Below are 15549 nucleotides of genomic sequence, written 5' to 3' on the forward strand. Positions count from 1 at the left end.
TTCTCTGCATGTTCTTATTCATCTGGATAGGCACCAATCCCTATCCGGATCTTGGTGCCGTGACCGGCGTCACAGCCAAAGCTGCAGATTCCAGCTCGCTCAACCAGCTGGTCACCTTGTTTCTGACGGGCAGCTTTCTGGTTTGCGCGCTGAGCAGCTCCATGCGCAGTGCCATTCTGCAACCGCGCGTTCTGATTGGCCTGGTTTTCTTCTGGCTCTTTATGACGGCCCTTTTGTCGGCTCACCCGATGATCGCCAGCAAGAAGGTGGTCTTGTCCATCCTGACCGCGTTGAATGCGAGCATCTTTCTCATGTTGCCGCAATCCGAACGCCAGATGGCACGGTTGCTGGCAGCCGGTTCATTGATAACACTGGCGTTTGCCTATTTCGGCGTAATCTTTATGCCGCAACGGGCTATTCATCAGGGTACTGAAGTTATTGAACCTATGCTGGCCGGTGCATGGCGCGGCCACTATCCACACAAGAATGCCGCCGCCGCCTCTCTGGTGCTGATGAGCTTTTTCGGCCTCTATATCTGGAAAACCGGCTTGCCGAAGACGGGTATGCTTATCGTCGCCCTTTGCGTGTTCTTTGTTCTTAACACGGGCGGCAAGACATCGACGGCCATGTTGCCGTTTATCGTCGTGATGTCGCTGGTGTTTGTGCGACTGAAATGGACACGTGTTTTCATTGCTATCGGCGGGATCGCTGCTTTCAATATTATTGCTGTCGGGGCGGCCGTTTTCGATCCCTTGCGCGAGCTTGTCCAAAGCCTGGGCGTTGACGCCAGCTTTACAAATCGATCTGACATCTGGAAACTCGCATTCGCCGCAATCTCGGCAAAGCCGATTTTCGGCTACGGTCTGGACTCGTTCTGGAAAACGCCGGAAATGGTCTATGCAGGTGGCGGTGGCGCAAGCTGGGCGGTTGCAGCCTTCAATGCACATAATTCTTTTCTGGATATGATGATCAATGCTGGGATTATTGGTTTAATTCTGACGCTTATCTGGATAATGGTCTTACCGCTTCGGTATATTAGAGCGTTTCCCTTTCAAGTTGGATCATATCCGCACGAGTTGAAGTAATTCTGAGCCTCTTGCGGTTCGATGAGTTCAACCATCTGACCGATGCGATCCCAAAGCCCATTGACTGTTCTCTCGGCAGCCTTTCGTAAAAGCGCCTTCAGCTTGGAGAAGGCCTTTTCGATCGGGTTGAAGTCTGGACTGTAAGGTGGAAGGAACATCATTGTCGCGCCGACCGCCTCGATCAATTCTCTTGCTGCCGGTCGTTTGTGGCTGGACAGATTATCGAGGATGACAATATCACCTGGTTTCAATGTTGGAACCAACACCTGAGCGACATACGCCTCGAACCAATCACCGTTGATGGGGCCGTCGATGACAAGTGGCGCGACCATTCCCGTATTGCGCAGCCCCGCAACCAACGTGGTCGTTTTGCGATGGCCGTGAGGAAAACCCATTCGCAACCGCTCACCCTTGCGGCACCGCCCATGACTACGGGCCATATTGGTCGCTGTCCAGGTCTCATCGATGAACACGAGCCGCTCTGGATCGAGATCAAGTTGCTCCTCGAACCAGCATTGCCGCTTTTCCAGAACGTCTGGACGGCTTTGCTCTACAGCATGGCCAGTCTTTTTTTACGCGTTTGTTCGTGCCGGACAAGAAAGCGGTGCAGTGCCGACTTGCTGATTATGATGCCTTGGGCGGCCAAATCACTGCGAAGTTCGAAGAGAGTACCGTCCCTGTGTTCGGCGAGCCAGATCATGATCTGATCAGCATGAGCTTCTGTCTTGTGAGAATTGCGGTCGCCGCCCAGTGGACCGGGTCGAACATTTCCCTGCTGGAGTTGAAGGTTACGCCAACGGCTAACGCTGGCTGCGCTTACACCGAAACGCTCAGCAGCCTCTCGATGCGATGCACCGCCATCAACGGCAGCAACTACACGTATTCGAAGATCAATGGAAAGGGCTCGCGACATATCTGCCGACCTCCATCGGCAGATAGCTTGAATCAGAAAGTAACTGATTTGCAAAGCCTGCTGATTCAATCAGGCAGGGAAACGCTCTAAGGAAGCGGAAAGCACAGATAACGACCCTATATTAACGCTCCTCTATATTCGCCTTTGGCTTTACGGATTATATATGTCTTGTATGGAGAGCACGTTCTTTCAGAACGGTGGGGCGGTGTGGTTCTGCATTATGGTTGCTGTCTTCGGATTGCGCTTGCAGGCAAAGGCAAAGCTCGTCTGAAACAGCTTTTGGGGGCTGGGGCAATGATGGAAATGGATAGTCTCGACAAGGCGCGCAGCCGCCTGGAATGGTATGCTATACGGCTGAACGACAGCATCAGCCGTCGGTTTCCATTGCGCCCATTCTGCCTGCCGAAGAATGAACGGATCATCACTTTCACATTTGACGATGTGCCTGATACGGCCGAAAGCGCCGGGGCTGCCATTCTCGACAAGCATGGGGTTCATGGCACTTTCTATATTGCAGGCAACCTGGTTGGTACGAAAGAAGCCAAAAGGAACCTGATCACACAGGAAGGCTGCCGGAAACTGGTCGAGCGCGGACATGAATTGGGTTGCCATACCTATGATCATCTCAAGGTTCCTTATGTCGGGGCGCAGAACATAGTGGCCGATTTAGATCGCAACACCGCCTATCTCGATGTGTTCGAGCCTGATCGTGTCGAGGCGCGCAATTTCGCTTATCCCTACTGCGCATCTTCCATGATGTCGCGGCGGCTCTTTGCTGATCGTTTCTCTACATGCCGCGGAGGTGGCAACCGCATCAATCGCGGCATGATCGACCTTGCCTTTCTGCAGGCGGTGGAGATCAGGCAGCCTGACGATGACGCTGCGCGCCAGACTCGCTGGATCGATGATCTGAATGCAAATCCCGGCTGGCTTGTCTTCTATACGCATGATGTCAGCGATACGCCGACCGAGTTCGGGTGCAAGCCTGAAACCTTTGAGCGCCTCGTATCTCATGCGGTGAAAAGTGGGGCGGCTGTTCTTTCTGTCCGCGAAGCATTGGCGCGCCTTGGTGCTCAACGAGGTGCTGCTTGACGCATTTAAATGATAAAGAACATCGCCTGTTGGCGATCAACAATTACTTTTATCGGCGCGGTGGCGCCGAAACTGTTTTTCTCGACCACATCAAACTATTTTCTGAAATCGGCTGGCAAACGGCACCTTTTGCCATGCAGCATCCGGATAATTTCCCATCCGACTGGTCTTCCTATTTCGTCTCGGAAATTGAGTATGGCCGGGAAAGCAGCCCGCTCACAAAGTTCGTGCAAGCGGGCAAGATCATCTATTCATGGGAAGCGCGCGACCGGATCAAGGCGCTGATCGAACGTTTTCGTCCGAATGTCGCGCATGCACATAATATCTATCATCATTTGTCACCGTCGATTTTCCCGGTTCTGAAGGACGCGGGTATCCCGACGGTCATGACAGCCCACGACCTGAAGCTGGCCTGTCCGGCCTATAAAATGCTGTCACACAACCAGATTTGCGAGCGCTGCAAGGGCGGGCGCATTTATAATGTGGCGCTTCATAAATGCATCAAGGATTCCACGGCGCTGAGCGGGCTGGTTTTCGTTGAAACAGCCATTCATCGCATGCTTGGTCTTTACCGCAATACGCTTGACCGCATCGTTGTGCCGAGCCGCTTCTATATTGCCAAGCTTGCCGAATGGGGCTGGCCTGAAGAAAAGCTGGTCTATATTCCCAACTTCGCCCATACGGACGATCTGAAACCTTACGCAGATGAGAGCGATTACTTCGCCTATGTCGGAAGACTGGCGCCGGAAAAGGGGATCGGTACCCTCATTCGTGCAGCGGCGATTGCGAGGCAGAAACTTGTTATTGCAGGCACCGGGCCTGAAGAACAATCACTGAAAGCGATTGCCACTGAGGCGGGCGGCGATGTCACATTCGCAGGCTATGTCTCGGGTGAACGACTGCATAGGCTGATCGGAGAAGCAAAGGCGCTCGTTCTTCCGTCTGAATGGTATGAAAATGCCCCGATCAGTATTCTGGAAGCCTATGCGCTTGGGGTGCCGGTGATTGGCGCAGACATTGGTGGAATTCCCGAAATGATCATCGAAGGTGAGACCGGAATGGTTTCCCGTGCAGGCGATATAGATGATCTCGCCCGGGTTCTTGGCGAGTTTGCGGGATTATCTCCGCAGGCGCGGCGCAAGATGGGGAATGTAGGCCGGGTCTGGGCCGGTAATGAATTCTCGCCACAGGCATACAGAAACCGCACGCTGGAACTTTATGCCGAGTTAGGGGCGCTTTGATGGTCCGAAACGACAAACGACCTCGCGTCATGATGCTGGGTCTACGCGGTGTTCCAAACGTACAAGGCGGAGTGGAAAAACATGTCGAGGAGCTCGCCCGGCTCTATGTGACAAAGGACTGGGATGTCGAGGTCATCGGACGTCGCCCATACCTTGAAAAGAAACAGCCTTATGTATGGGAGGGTGTGCGGGTAACGCCGATCTGGGCACCGACTTCCATGAAATTCGAGGCGATTGTCCATACGGTTCTGGGCGTGCTGCGGGCAGGGTTCAAACGTCCGGATGTTCTGCACATTCACGCAATCGGTCCGGCTCTGGCTGTTCCGCTGGCGCGTCTGCTGGGGTTGCGCACGGTCGTGACGCACCACGGATTTGACTATAATCGTCAGAAGTGGGGGCGTCTTGCGCGCACGATGCTGAAGCTTGGCGAATGGTGCGGGATGCGTTTTGCAAATGCACGTATCGCTGTGTCCAACGACATCGCGCAAACCATGCAACAGCATTTCCATGTGCCGATCACATTTATCCCGAACGGCGTCACGCTGCGTCCTGCCTGCCGAGACAAGACGTGGTTGGAGAAGCACGGCCTGTTACCGGAGCGGTATATCGCTCTTGTGGCACGGATTGTTCCAGAGAAACGTCAACTCGATCTCATCGAGGCTTTTGCAAAACTTTCCGATTCTTCTTTGAAACTGGCTCTGATCGGTTCGGCGGAATATACCGCTGAATATGCCGGAGCCGTCCGCGCAAGGGCTGATGCTGTGCCAGGTGTCGTGCTGACGGGCGCACTTCAGGGAGAAGAGCTGTCAGCCTTGTTCAGTCAGGCGGCATTGTTCGTTCTGCCATCCAGCCACGAGGGCATGCCGATCGCTCTGCTGGAGGCGATGGGGTATGGCTTGAACGTACTCGCAAGCGATATTACTGCCAATGTCGAAGTGGGGCTTTCAGAGGAGAGTTACTTTCCGCTTGGCAATGTCGATGCATTGAAGGATGCGCTGCGGCAGAAGATCGATAGCCCGTTGACCAGCAAGCAGTCGCAAGAAATGATCGACTGGATCGCGCGGGATTACAGCTGGAGCGGGATCGCTGACCGCACGCTGGAAGTTTACAAGTCCACTTTGAAATAGAACGCGCCCCGAAAATTGTGGGGTGGCTTTCGGGACAAGGCGTGTGTGGACCAAAATAAAGGCCCCGGAAGCTTTCGCTTCGGGGCCCGATAATCTCATTCTCGTATTCGTCTTAACGAGCCCGACGGCGTTCCGCAGTCGGCTGGAAAGCCAGACGCGAATGATAGCTGCAATATGGGCTCGATTCACCGGATTCATGGCCGCAGAAATGAAAGTCTTCGTTCAGCGGGTCGCCAATCGGCCACTTGCAGGTACGTTCGCTCAGCTGCAGCAGTGAGAGACGGCGCGAAATAGGCACCACTACATCTGAAGCCGGCTTGACCACTCTTTCCGCAACGACGTCTACGGCGTAGTCCATCTGAAGTGCAGTAGCACCAACCGTCTTGGTGACCGTAGCCGTGCGCATCGTCGTCGTATGCACGCCGGTTGAATGTTGTGCTGCAGGACGTGGCGCTGCGGCAACCGTGTTGACCTTCTTGCTGCGTGGAGCAGCGGTCGTGGTTTTGCCACGGCCCGAAAGCTTCAAACGGTGCACTTTGCCGATCACTGCATTACGGCTCACGCCGCCAAGCTGTGCTGCGATCTGGCTTGCGCTCAAGCCTTCGCTCCACAGTTTCTTCAGTAGTTCGACGCGTTCGTCTGTCCAGTTCATCGCCCTGGGCTCCAATCATTTTCGTTATCCGGAATCCGCCAGTGTTCTCGGATTGCTCCAAGCGCAAACACCATATCTATCCGGGTGACTAGGTCCGCCGCACGAAATGTAGCTTTAATCTCTAAAAAGAAACTACAATATCCAACGACTCCATGACAAGGGATAGCCCTGTCAGGCAGATTCCATTTTTATGGTTTTCCCCAACTTGGGTGCCAAAGACGGTTTTTCTTTGATCCAGCGCCGAAATTTTGCACGCAATTGGTCCTGAACTGAAAACCCGGATTGTTTCAGGATGGAACATCGCGAACTTGCGAAGCGGATATGCCGTCTGGCAGCCTCAGCCGAGGAGAGGCCTTTCTCTATAGAGTGTGGATGCTCGCGTAAAGTCACCTTCGACCGGCGAATGTTACAAGAACGAGAAAATGCATGAACTCATGCCGAAAGATGGCCTGCAAACCTTGCTTGCTTTGATTGACATTTTTTTTGTGAACGCCAATATACGCGCGAGATAAATATGCCGCCCTGAGGGCGGTTTTTTATTTCTGCCGGAAGCTCAGGCGAGGAGCATGAGCTATCTGGGCCATTCCCTCATGTCTCATTATATTTTCGCGGCAGCTGGGATGGAATATTGGGCGCTTTTCGAAAGGTGGGAACCGTTTCGAGTGCCTGAGGACTGTTTATGGGAAACACAGCTTTGCCGGTGCGACCGTGCAAGCTGCAAAAAAGGCTTTGGAGGCCTGACGCTATGACCGACGCTACGACCGTGCAACCGCTTTACGACACCTATAATCGTGCGGCGCTGCGCTTCGAGCGAGGTGAGGGCATCTGGCTGATTACCGAAAGCGGCGAACGTTACCTCGACTTTGCTGCCGGCATTGCTGTGAACTCGCTTGGCCATTCGCATCCACATCTGGTGGAAACGCTGAAGACCCAGGCGGAAAAGCTGTGGCATCTGTCGAATGTCTACGAAATTCCGGCGCAGGAGAAGCTAGGACGGCGTCTTGTCGAGAGCACTTTCGCCGACAAGGTCTTCTTCACCAACTCCGGCGCTGAAGCCCTTGAATGCGCGATCAAGACCGCGCGCCGTTATCAATATGTAAGCGGTCACCCGGAACGCTACCGCATTGTGACCTTTGAAGGCGCTTTCCATGGCCGCACACTGGCCACGATTGCCGCTGGCGGTCAGGCCAAGTATCTCGAAGGCTTTGGCCCGAAGGTCGACGGTTTTGATCAGGTTCCGTTCGGTGATGAAGCGGCATTGCGTGCCGCTATTACCGATGAGACCGCAGGGATCTTGCTTGAACCCGTGCAGGGCGAAGGCGGTTTGCGCGGTTTCCCTGAAGAATTCATGCGCATGCTGCGCCAGATCTGTGATGAAAAGGGTCTTCTGCTGATCCTCGACGAAGTGCAGACCGGCGTTGGCCGCACGGGCAAGCTGTTTGCGCATGAGTGGGCTGGTATCAAGCCGGACATCATGGCTGTGGCCAAGGGCATCGGCGGCGGTTTCCCGATGGGTGCTTGTCTCGCGACCGCAGAAGCGGCCAAGGGCATGACGGCTGGTGTTCACGGCACGACCTATGGCGGCAACCCGCTGGCCATGGCCGTCGGCAATGCCGTGCTCGATGTTGTTCTGGCTGACGGTTTCCTCGAAAATGTTCAGGCAACCGCTCTGGTCATGAAACAGGGGCTTGCTTCCATCGTTGACCGCTACCCAAGTGTTGTTTCCGAAATCCGTGGCCGCGGCCTGCTGATCGGCATCAAGTGCGTTGTGCCGAATACCAGTCTCATTCAGGCCCTTCGTGACGAGCATTTCCTGAGCGTCGGCGCTGGCGACAATGTCGTTCGTCTACTTCCGCCGCTGGTTACGACGCCGGAAGAAGCGCGTGAAGCGCTGAAGCGCATTGAAACGGCGGTCGAACGGCTCGCAACTGCAAATCCGATCAGCAAGACGGCGTGATATCATGGCTAGCGATAACGGGATCAAACACTTTATCGACCTCTCTGCTGTTCCGGCATCGGAACTTCGCGCTATCATGGAAGACGCCAAGGCGCGCAAGGCGCGCCTGAAGGCGGGAGAAATCGAACGACCGTTCGCAGGCAAGGTGCTTGCGATGATCTTCGAAAAGCCTTCCACGCGCACGCGTGTGTCGTTCGATGTCGGCATGCGCCAGCTTGGCGGCGAGACGATCATGCTGACCGGTTCGGAAATGCAGCTCGGGCGCAGTGAAACCATCGCCGATACGGCGAAAGTTCTGTCGCGCTATGTTGATGCGATCATGATCCGCACCACATCGCATGAACGCATGCTGGAACTTGCCGAATATGCAACTGTTCCGGTTATCAATGCACTGACGGACGATACGCACCCTTGTCAAATCATGGCTGACGTTCTTACATATGAGGAACATCGCGGCCCGATCAAAGGCAAGACTTTTGCCTGGATGGGGGACGGTAACAACGTCCTCCACTCGCTGGTTGAAGCTGCGGCGCGTTTTGATTTCAACGTCAATATCGCAACGCCGGAAGGCAGTGAACCCAAGTCGCAATATGTCGATTGGGCGAAAGCGAATGGCGCGAGCATCATGTCTACCATCGATCCGGAAAGAGCGGCGAACGGCGCAGATTGCATCGTGACCGATACGTGGGTTTCGATGGGGCAGGAAGATCATGCCCGCGGCCACAACGTTTTCATGCCCTATCAGGTCAATGCGCGACTGATGGCAAAAGCTGATCCGAAGGCGCTTTTCATGCACTGCCTGCCTGCACATCGCGGCGAGGAAGTGACGGATGAAGTGATCGATGGACCACAATCGGTCGTATTCGATGAAGCGGAAAACAGGCTCCATGCCCAGAAAGCCATTCTGGCCTGGTGTCTGCAAAGCCGCGATCTGGGAGCATAATTTGGCTGACAAGACCAGCAATGAGCATACCGAAGTCGAGAACATCCAGGTCAATCTGGGCGATTTCGACTTCGCAGGCGATGACGCCGTTGTGCCCTTTCAGGTGGAAGGACTCGACGTGCGTGGTCGCGCGGTTCAGCTTGGCGCGAGTATCGACGGCATTCTGAAACGCCATAACTATCCGGAAGAAGTGGCCCGCCTGCTGGCGGAAGCGACGGTGCTGACCGTATTGCTTGGCACGTCGCTCAAATTTGAAGGCAAGTTCATCTTCCAGACGCAGTCCGACGGTCCCGTCGACATGCTGGTGGTCGACTTCCGCACGCCGCGTTCGGTGCGCGCCTATGCACGTTTCGACGAGGAACGGTTGAAGGAGGCGGTTGCCGCCCACAAGACGAAGCCCGAGGAACTGCTTGGACGGGGCACACTCGCCTTCACGGTGGATCAGGGCGCTTATACTCAGCGCTATCAGGGCATTGTTGCGCTTGATGGTTCGACGCTGGAAGAAATCGCCACGACCTATTTCCGTCAGTCGGAACAGATTCCGACTGATCTGAAACTGAGCGTTGCCAAGCTTGTCGAACGCGGTGCCGATGGTAAGCCAGTGGAACAGTGGCGTGCTGGCGGGCTGATCATTCAGTTCCTGCCGGAATCCGAACTGCGTGCACGCATCCCCGACCTGCCAGGCGGTGATGAGGATGAAGCCGAAGTCGCCTTTCATCCCGAAGACGACGCATGGGACGAAGCCCGTTCGCTGGTTGGAACGATCGAAAGTTCTGAACTGACGGACCCGCAGGTCGGCTCCGAGCGGCTGCTTTATCGTCTGTTCCATGAACGCGGCGTGCGCGTCTTCGACTCTGTGCCTGTGCTGGACGAGTGTTCGTGCTCGCGGGACAAAATTTCCGGTGTGCTGTCAGGTTTTACAGCCGAGGAAATTGCAGAGAGTGCGGACAACGGCAAGATTTCCGTGACCTGTGAGTTCTGCTCGAAACGCTATGAGTTCGATCCGGCGGAATTCGCGCCAAAGTCCTAGGTCCTGACCCTAGGCTTTATTACAGCTGAGAAAATGGCTTGTTACCACTGGTGGCGAGCCATTTTTTATGACCAACCTAATTTAAAGTTCGCCTTTGTTCCGGAATATCCAGCGAGAAAGCGGGTATATCCACTTCAAACAAACTGCCGCCGTTGCCCTGCATCTGATAGCGCCCGACCATGACGCCCGATGTGGTGGTCAACGGGCAGCCCGATGAATATTGAAAAGAGTCGCCTGGTTCGAGTGTTGGTTGTTCGCCGACCACGCCCGGCCCGCGCACTTCCTCGACATACCCGTTCGCATCGGTAATCTGCCAGTAACGCGAACGAAGCTGTACGGTTTCCGTGGAGTTGTTGGCAATCGTTATACGATAGCCCCAGACATAACGGTTTTCTTCGGGCTCGGACTGGTCTTCCAAATAGAAAGGTTCGACCGAAACTTCGATCCCCCGCGTTACCGCTCTGTACATGCGCACCCGCCCTACATTCACATCGGCCTTGGCACCCTTGGGATCAGATGAAACCGGATCGCAAAGATGCTTTGCATTGAACGGTTTGCCGATTCTTTTCATGGGCACCGTTGTTCGCCCCACCTATCGCTAAAGTTGCGGGGGAGGTCAACAATTCGGCATGTCAAATGAACGGCATTTGCCGAAATGTTCCGGCAAATGCTCAGTTTTAGCCTTTGTTTGCAGCCTAAATGCCACAATATAGCTCTATGTGTTTGCTTAGCGTGCGGCCTTCAGCGCTTCTTCTACATCCTCGACGAGATCATCCGTATCTTCGAGGCCAACCGAGATACGCAGGAGACCGTCCGAGATAGCGAGTTCAGCTTTCGCCTCGTCGCTGAGGTTCTTGTGCGTCGTGGTTGCCGGGTGAGTAATCAGGCTTTTTGCGTCACCCAGATTGTTGGAGATGCTGAAAACCTGCAACGCGTTCTGGAACTTGAAGGCTGCTTCCTTGCCACCGTCAAGTTCCAAAGCAATGAGGGTCGAGCCGCCGGTCATCTGCTTGGCGATGATGTCGGCCTGCGGATGGTCTGCCCGTCCCGGATAGATCACGCGCTTCACGCCCGGTTTGTTTGCAAGGAAGTCGGCAACCGCAGTCGCCGATAGCGTCTGCTGGCGCACGCGCACGGCCAGTGTTTCAAGACCCTTCAGCATGATCCACGCGTTGAATGGGCTGAGCCCCGGACCGGTGTGACGGAAATAATCCTGCAGAGTGTTCTCAATCCATTCGCGGTCGGAGAGGACTACACCACCAAGGCAGCGTCCCTGACCGTCGATATGCTTGGTCGCAGAGTAAACGACGATATGCGCGCCCAGCTCCAGAGGCTTCTGGAAAAGCGGTGTGGCAAAAACGTTGTCGACGATCAGTTTGGCGCCCGCTTCATTGGCGACCTGTGCAACGGCAGCAATGTCGATGATTTCGAGCGTCGGATTGGACGGACTTTCAAGGAACATGACCTTGGTGTTCGGGCGAACAGCTGCTTTCCAGTTTTCGATATCGGAGCCGTCGATAATCGAGATTTCGACGCCATATTTCGGCAAGATGGTCTCAACGATGTAGCGACAGGAGCCGAAAACGGCGCGGGCAGAAATCACGTGATCGCCCGCCTGCACCTGACACAGGATCGCAGCTGCGACCGCAGCCATGCCGGATGCGGTTGCACGGGCTTCTTCGGCGCCTTCCAGCGCGCACATGCGTTTTTCGAACATGTCGGTGGTCGGGTTGGCATAACGCGAATAGATGAAACCCGGATCCTCGCCCTTGAAGCGCGCTTCGGCGGCTTCGGCATTCGGATAGAGGAAACCCTGTGTCAGGAACATTGCTTCTGACATTTCGGCAAATCCGGAACGCAACGATCCGGCATGCACGAGCTCAGTTGCAGGGCGAAACTTGCGGGTATTCTCAGTCGTCATTTTTCCAACCTGTCGAAAGCTGGTCGGCCGGGGCAGGATAGTCGAGCCTCGGCGGCCAATAAAAAACCGGCCTTGCGAACACGCAAAAGGCCGGTAACGAACCGCGGCCTTTTTTAGCGAATTCTTTAACGTGGCTGCAAGCCGGCCGGCCAAATCACCACGGAACACATTTCCATTATGCCTGTTGAGTAGAGCCGTCAATGCCGAAACCGCCCCATTTCGGGAAAAGCGCATCCCGCATGCCGTGATAATGCTTGGATTCCTGCGGAAAACCCGGTTTCTAGCTGCTGGAAGGGTTGGCATTGACGCCGCGAGCGGTCAATGGTCTTTGTCAAGCAATGCTTACAGCATGTCTCCCGAAAGTGGGAACCGGTTTCGGGATAAAGACATGCGTGAAAACAAGAGATTAAAGCATGTCGCTTGAACACGATAAAGCACGACGTGCTTTAGGCTACGGAGTATCGGGGTAATGATGCAGAAAGATGCTGGAATTCTGGCGGATGCGGATATTTCCGCGCTGTTTGAAAGCGGTTTGCTGGCGTCTCCACGCCCTCTTGATCCCGATCAGATACAGCCTGCAAGCCTCGATCTGAGGCTTGGCGCAAAGGCCTATCGTGTCCGCGCCTCCTTCATGCCGGGGCCAGGCACACCGGTCCTGGAAAAGCTGGAACGACTGAAACTGCACGAGATCGACCTGACCGCAGGGGCAGTTCTTGAGACCGGCTGCGTTTATATCGTTCCGCTCCTCGAAGGGCTGGCGCTGTCGGCGGACCTGTCGGCATCGGCAAACCCGAAAAGTTCAACGGGACGCCTCGATATCTTCACCCGCGTTATCGCGGACGGAGCGCAGGAATTCGACAAGGTGCCTGCGGGATATAATGGCCCGCTTTATCTGGAAGTCAGCCCACGCACATTCCCGATCGTCGTGCGCACGGGATCGCGCCTGTCGCAGATACGCTTCCGCAAGGGGCGGGCCCAGCTCGACGAAGCTGAACTCGCCGCACTGCATCATGCCGAAACACTGGTTGCTGCGGAAATGCCGAATATTTCCGGCGGCGGCATCGCCCTTTCGGTCGATCTTTCGGGCGGTCCTGACCGGCTGATCGGCTATCGCGGCAAGCACCATACGGCTGTGGTCGATGTGGACAAGCGTGCGGCGCACGACGTTCTCGACTTTTGGGAACCGATCTATGATCGCGGCGCGCGCGAACTCGTGTTGGATCCGGATGAATTCTATATTCTCGTCTCACGCGAGGCCGTGCATGTTCCCCCGCTTTATGCGGCGGAAATGACGCCGTTTGATCCGCTGGTTGGCGAATTCCGAGTTCACTATGCAGGCTTCTTCGATCCGGGTTTCGGGCACAGCGCTGCGGGTGGAACCGGCAGCCGCGCCGTTCTGGAAGTTCGCAGCCATGAGGTTCCGTTCATTCTGGAGCACGGGCAGATCGTCGGGCGTCTGGTTTACGAACACATGCTGCACCGCCCATCTGCGCTTTACGGTGTCGACCTCGGCTCCAACTATCAGGCGCAGCAGTTGAAGCTTTCCAAGCATTTTCGTTGACTGTATTAGCCTCCTCCGAGCAGATATAGTTCTGGGTGGAGGAGACCGACCTAAGTGACAACTGGAATCGAACGGGATCAGGACGGGAAGCTTCAAGCGACAACGGATGCCCCGCAGCGCAGGCTATCGGTCGGCATTGTTGCGCTACCGGGCTTTACGCTGAGTGCGCTCAGCCTTTTCCTCGATCCTTTTCGCCTTGCTGCCGATGATCGCGACAAGAGCCGTCAGATACGCTGCGCATGGAAAATCTGCACGCTATCAGGAGACCCCGTAACCTCCAGCTCCGGCATGGTGATCGAGCCGACGGCCCCCATGGGAGAACTCGACGATTGTGATTATGTTGCCGTTGTCGGCGGGCTGCTTGCACAGTATCGGCCGAGGCAGCAGGCACTGATCGATATCATCAAGCGTGCGGACCGGCGCGGCAAGACCGTAGTCGGTCTTTGTACTGCCGCCTTTCTGCTGGCGGAGGCCGATCTTCTGCCGGACCGCAATTGCTGCGTCAGCTGGTTCCATCGTGACGATTTTCTGGAGCTTTTCGACGGTTATACAGCCGATACGACCAGCCTGTTTCACCGCAGCGGAAGACATTTCACCTGTGCTGGCGGGCTTGGTACGGCGTCGCTGGCGCTTTCAATCATACAGAACGAGATTTCCGAGGAATTGGCGCGCAAGAGCGCATCCATCCTCATGATCCCTTATGAGCTTGTACGTTCCGAACAACCCGCTCTGAGTTTCAACGGTGTACGCTCGCCGATGATCCGCAAGGCGATCCGTATTTTTGAGGAAACGCTGGAAGACCCGGTGCCGATGATCGATGTCGCGCGACGATTGGGAATTTCTGTCCGCCAGATGGAGCGTGGTTTCAAACTTGCCCTTGAGCGAACGGCATTCGAGGTTCGCGAAGAACTTCGGGTTAAAAAGGCCAAGGAACTTTTATCCGAAACAGGTCTGTCCCTGCTGGAAGTGGCCGTTGCAAGCGGTTTCACCGATACGCGCAGCATGAACCGTTCATTTTCGCGGCAAAAACAGAAAGCTCCGCGAGATTACCGCAAACAGCGATAAACGAGTGTGGAACTTGCGAAGGCTGCACGGACAGCCTATTTCTTGCGCGATGAATCTGTCGCTTTGACCAATAACCACTCAGGAGATTTGCATGTCGGATGGTGTGAACCGTTTTCTTGGCGATACCCCCGCCCGTGTCCTGATCAAGCTGGTGCTGATCTCGCTGGTCGTCGGCGTGGTCATGAGCGCGTTTCACTGGACGCCTTATGATATTTTCTATGGCATTCGCGATTTCTTCCTGCGCCTGTGGAATATGGGCTTTTCGGCAATCTCAGGTTTTGTCGATTATCTGATCCTTGGGGCGGCTGTCGTCATTCCTGCCTTTATTTTGCTCCGTATCCTCAGCTACCGGAAATGAACTCAATTCGGTAATTGGATAGCTCAGACAGGCAATGCAGCAAAAACAAGGATTAACACTTAACCGGCGCGGCTTTCTGGTCCTCGCCGGTGGGGCGCTGGCGGTGTCGGTCGTGCCATTGAACATGGCGCTGGCTGCCGGAGACAATGATCCCACCCCGATTTTCAACGCTATTCGCAAGGCAAATGGTCTGCCTTTGATGGCGACCGATTCCAAGCTCGAGCAAGCCGCGCTTTATCAAGCAAGGCGTATGGCGAGTTACGGAAAGATCGGCCACAGCGTCGGTTGGGGCAATGGCTTCGTCGCGCGACTGCGCCAGGCGGGTATCCGCGGACCAGCCGCCGAAAACGTGGCCTCGGGACAGCGTGATACCCAAGCCGTCTTCGACGCATGGATGAAATCGCCGGGCCATCGCAAGAACATGCTCGATCCGACATTCGAGCATTATGGCCTTGCCTGGGCTACGCCTGAAAACAAACCCACTTACATATATTGGGCCATGATGTTGGGTCTTTAACATTGCTGTTTCTCCTGACAGTTCGCTGTCAGGAACTGCGACAATGCGGTGGCCGAATTATCTGTAGTTTCGATTGATTCCAGAGTA

At 55.2% G+C, this 15549-nt stretch carries 15 protein-coding genes and 1 riboswitch; of the genes, 11 read left to right on the forward strand and 4 right to left on the reverse strand.

The window, feature by feature from the left end:
- Nucleotides 1–8: 8 nt before the first annotated feature.
- A complete protein-coding gene (locus tag OANT_RS02035; protein WP_012090699.1) occupies nucleotides 9–1085 on the forward strand; it encodes an O-antigen ligase family protein in 1077 nt (358 codons plus the stop codon).
- Here the strand turns inward: OANT_RS02035 and OANT_RS25245 are convergent.
- Nucleotides 1052–1998, reverse strand: a protein-coding gene (locus OANT_RS25245; RefSeq protein WP_011982578.1) for an IS630 family transposase whose coding sequence is annotated in 2 segments (ribosomal slippage) — nucleotides 1052–1659 and nucleotides 1659–1998 — 948 coding nt in all. Because the reading frame shifts where the segments join, the coding sequence is not laid out codon by codon here. The two genes, OANT_RS02035 and OANT_RS25245, sit on opposite strands and share 34 nt — an antisense overlap.
- A gap of 294 nt (nucleotides 1999–2292) precedes the next feature.
- Between OANT_RS25245 and OANT_RS02050 the strand changes: the two genes are divergently transcribed.
- Genes OANT_RS02050 through OANT_RS02060 form a run of 3 tightly spaced genes read left to right on the forward strand, consistent with a single transcriptional unit; the run spans nucleotide 2293 to nucleotide 5458 of the window.
- Nucleotides 2293–3090, forward strand: a complete 798-nt coding sequence (locus tag OANT_RS02050; RefSeq protein ID WP_010658211.1) for a polysaccharide deacetylase family protein — start codon at nucleotides 2293–2295, stop codon at nucleotides 3088–3090.
- Nucleotides 3087–4331, forward strand: coding sequence for a glycosyltransferase family 4 protein (locus tag OANT_RS02055; protein ID WP_012090701.1), 1245 nt, complete (start codon nucleotides 3087–3089; stop codon nucleotides 4329–4331). The genes OANT_RS02050 and OANT_RS02055 overlap by 4 nt, the downstream gene beginning before the upstream one ends.
- Nucleotides 4331–5458 (forward strand): glycosyltransferase family 4 protein, encoded by a 1128-nt coding sequence (locus OANT_RS02060; RefSeq protein ID WP_012090702.1) that lies wholly within the window; start codon nucleotides 4331–4333, stop codon nucleotides 5456–5458. Before OANT_RS02055 ends, OANT_RS02060 begins: the two co-directional genes overlap by 1 nt.
- Before the next feature lie 112 nt (nucleotides 5459–5570).
- Here the strand turns inward: OANT_RS02060 and OANT_RS02065 are convergent, their stop codons facing one another.
- On the reverse strand, nucleotides 5571–6110 hold the full coding sequence (locus OANT_RS02065; protein WP_010658214.1) for a GcrA family cell cycle regulator: 540 nt from the start codon (nucleotides 6108–6110) through the stop codon (nucleotides 5571–5573).
- A gap of 745 nt (nucleotides 6111–6855) precedes the next feature.
- Between OANT_RS02065 and OANT_RS02070 the strand changes: the two genes are divergently transcribed.
- Genes OANT_RS02070 through OANT_RS02080 form a run of 3 tightly spaced genes read left to right on the forward strand, consistent with a single transcriptional unit; the run spans nucleotide 6856 to nucleotide 10040 of the window.
- Entirely contained in the window at nucleotides 6856–8067 is a 1212-nt protein-coding gene (locus tag OANT_RS02070) for an aspartate aminotransferase family protein (RefSeq protein WP_010658215.1), read from the forward strand.
- A 4-nt stretch (nucleotides 8068–8071) separates the two neighbouring features.
- Complete coding sequence (gene argF, locus OANT_RS02075; RefSeq protein ID WP_010658216.1) at nucleotides 8072–9010, forward strand: ornithine carbamoyltransferase; 939 nt, start codon at nucleotides 8072–8074, stop codon at nucleotides 9008–9010.
- Nucleotide 9011: 1 nt separating this feature from the next.
- Nucleotides 9012–10040 (forward strand): Hsp33 family molecular chaperone, encoded by a 1029-nt coding sequence (locus OANT_RS02080; RefSeq protein ID WP_010658217.1) that lies wholly within the window; start codon nucleotides 9012–9014, stop codon nucleotides 10038–10040.
- A gap of 76 nt (nucleotides 10041–10116) precedes the next feature.
- On the opposite strand, the gene apaG is transcribed toward OANT_RS02080, so the two are convergent.
- Together apaG and OANT_RS02090 are read right to left on the reverse strand one after the other, a co-directional pair.
- Nucleotides 10117–10509, reverse strand: coding sequence for a Co2+/Mg2+ efflux facilitator ApaG/CorD (gene apaG / locus OANT_RS02085; RefSeq protein WP_010658218.1), 393 nt, complete (start codon nucleotides 10507–10509; stop codon nucleotides 10117–10119).
- 258 nt (nucleotides 10510–10767) lie between these two features.
- Nucleotides 10768–11961: an O-succinylhomoserine sulfhydrylase gene (locus OANT_RS02090; protein ID WP_010658219.1), complete on the reverse strand. Its 1194-nt coding sequence runs from the start codon at nucleotides 11959–11961 to the stop codon at nucleotides 10768–10770.
- Between the two features lie 91 nt (nucleotides 11962–12052).
- Nucleotides 12053–12132, reverse strand: a riboswitch (SAM riboswitch).
- Nucleotides 12133–12430: 298 nt separating this feature from the next.
- Between OANT_RS02090 and OANT_RS02095 the strand changes: the two genes are divergently transcribed.
- The 4 genes from OANT_RS02095 (at nucleotide 12431) to OANT_RS02110 (ending at nucleotide 15462) form a co-directional block, all read left to right on the forward strand.
- On the forward strand, nucleotides 12431–13522 hold the full coding sequence (locus OANT_RS02095; RefSeq protein ID WP_010658220.1) for a 2'-deoxycytidine 5'-triphosphate deaminase: 1092 nt from the start codon (nucleotides 12431–12433) through the stop codon (nucleotides 13520–13522).
- A 54-nt stretch (nucleotides 13523–13576) separates the two neighbouring features.
- Entirely contained in the window at nucleotides 13577–14587 is a 1011-nt protein-coding gene (locus OANT_RS02100) for a GlxA family transcriptional regulator (protein WP_012090703.1), read from the forward strand.
- 91 nt (nucleotides 14588–14678) lie between these two features.
- On the forward strand, nucleotides 14679–14945 hold the full coding sequence (locus OANT_RS02105; RefSeq protein ID WP_010658222.1) for a DUF6460 domain-containing protein: 267 nt from the start codon (nucleotides 14679–14681) through the stop codon (nucleotides 14943–14945).
- Nucleotides 14946–14979: 34 nt separating this feature from the next.
- On the forward strand, nucleotides 14980–15462 hold the full coding sequence (locus OANT_RS02110) for a CAP domain-containing protein (protein WP_010658223.1): 483 nt from the start codon (nucleotides 14980–14982) through the stop codon (nucleotides 15460–15462).
- Nucleotides 15463–15549: the final 87 nt, after the last annotated feature.

Origin of the sequence: Brucella anthropi ATCC 49188 (assembly GCF_000017405.1) — a bacterium.
GTDB classification, from domain to species: domain Bacteria; phylum Pseudomonadota; class Alphaproteobacteria; order Rhizobiales; family Rhizobiaceae; genus Brucella; species Brucella anthropi.